This window comes from Kitasatospora sp. MY 5-36, assembly GCF_001182915.1.
Taxonomy (GTDB): Bacteria; Actinomycetota; Actinomycetes; order Streptomycetales; family Streptomycetaceae; genus Kitasatospora.
In genome coordinates this window covers 1-1,248 of record NZ_LFVW01001233.1, presented here as the reverse complement: position 1 = coordinate 1,248, position 1,248 = coordinate 1, and the positions used below count along the sequence as shown (strand labels likewise).

Below are 1,248 nucleotides of genomic sequence, written 5' to 3'. Positions count from 1 at the left end.
CCGCCGTGGCCCCGCGTGCCCGGGGCCGGCGCCCGGGCCGTGCGGAGGCGAGCCGACGGGGCGCCGGTCCCGAGCCGGTCGTCCGGCCGGGGCCGAGGGCCTGACGGGAGGAATCCGCTCACTGTGGTGATCGGCACCGTGGGACCATCAGGGCCCGTCGGGGACCGGATGCGCCCGGCGGGTGAGGGGCGGCACGGCACGGGAACGGAGGGCCCTGATGGCGGAGCGGCAGTCGCCGACGGCGAGAGAGCTGGTGCTCGGCTTCGTCGCCGCGCTCGACCGGGCGGAGGCGGCGTTGTGCGAGGCGGTGCCGCCGCTGGAGCGCTTGGCGGACATCCTGGCGGCGGCACGCTCGGGGCGGATCGGCCGGAGTGGTGAGGCCGGCGGCTACGCGTACCTGGTGCACGGGGCGGGATGCCGGATGACCGACCCGGCCGGAGTCCAGATCGACGTGGACTTCATCGACGGCACGGCGGCGTTCGACCTCTGGCGGCTGCGCTGCTACGGGCGGAGCCTGGCGACGCCCGTCGAGTGGCCGTCGGAGGAGCCCGGTCCGGCGGTCCGGGGGCTCGACGACCTGCTCGTCGAGCTGCGGCCGGGCTGGTTCGCCCCGGCCGGATCCCGTGCGGACGCCCTCGCGTCGGGTTGACCGGTGGCCGCCCGGTCGGCTCAGCGGTGCTCGGCCATGCCGTCGCCGATGAGGGCGGCGAGTTCCAGGTAGTCGAGGCGGGCCCGGGCGCGGAGGGCGGCGGGGGCGGCCGGGAGGGTGAGGGCGGCGCGGCAGCGGGCGCGGAAGTGGGGGAGGAGGTCGCGGTCGGCGACCGGGCGGTCGGTGGGCGGGGCGGGGGTGAAGGCGGCGACCGCCCCGCGGGCCAGGCCGTGGTGGCCGAGGGCGGCGAGGTGGTCGAGGAGGGCGTCGGCGGTGCGGGCTCCGGTGGCGGAGGCCGGGGCGCAGAGGAGCAGCCGGTCGGCGTGTTCGACGGCGGCGAGCCGGACCTCGGCCGGGGCGCCGGTGGTGTCCGCGAGGACCACCGGGTAGTGGCCGTCGGCCTCGCCGAGGGCCTCCCGCAGGGCGGCCGGGTCCGGCCGTACGGACCGCAGCACCCGGCCGCCCGTGCGGCATTCGCTCCCGGCGGGCCCGGCGGTGGTGAGGACGAGCACCGGGTGGGCCCGGTGTTCCGCGAGCAGGGCGCCGAGGAGGGCGGCGGCCCCCTCGGCGGGGCCGCCCAGGACGGCGATCCGGTGGCG

1 protein-coding gene and 1 pseudogene are annotated in these 1,248 nt (G+C 79.3%); one reads left to right on the top strand and one right to left on the bottom strand.

Annotated features, from left to right (window positions below; translation table 11 throughout):
* Positions 1-217 precede the first annotated feature (217 nt).
* A complete protein-coding gene (locus AE652_RS41620; RefSeq protein ID WP_049661218.1) occupies positions 218-649 on the top strand; it encodes a hypothetical protein in 432 nt (143 codons plus the stop codon).
* 20 nt (positions 650-669) lie between these two features.
* On the opposite strand, the pseudogene AE652_RS41615 reads toward AE652_RS41620, so the two are convergent.
* Positions 670-1,248 (bottom strand): annotated as a pseudogene (locus AE652_RS41615) (hypothetical protein); the annotation flags it as partial.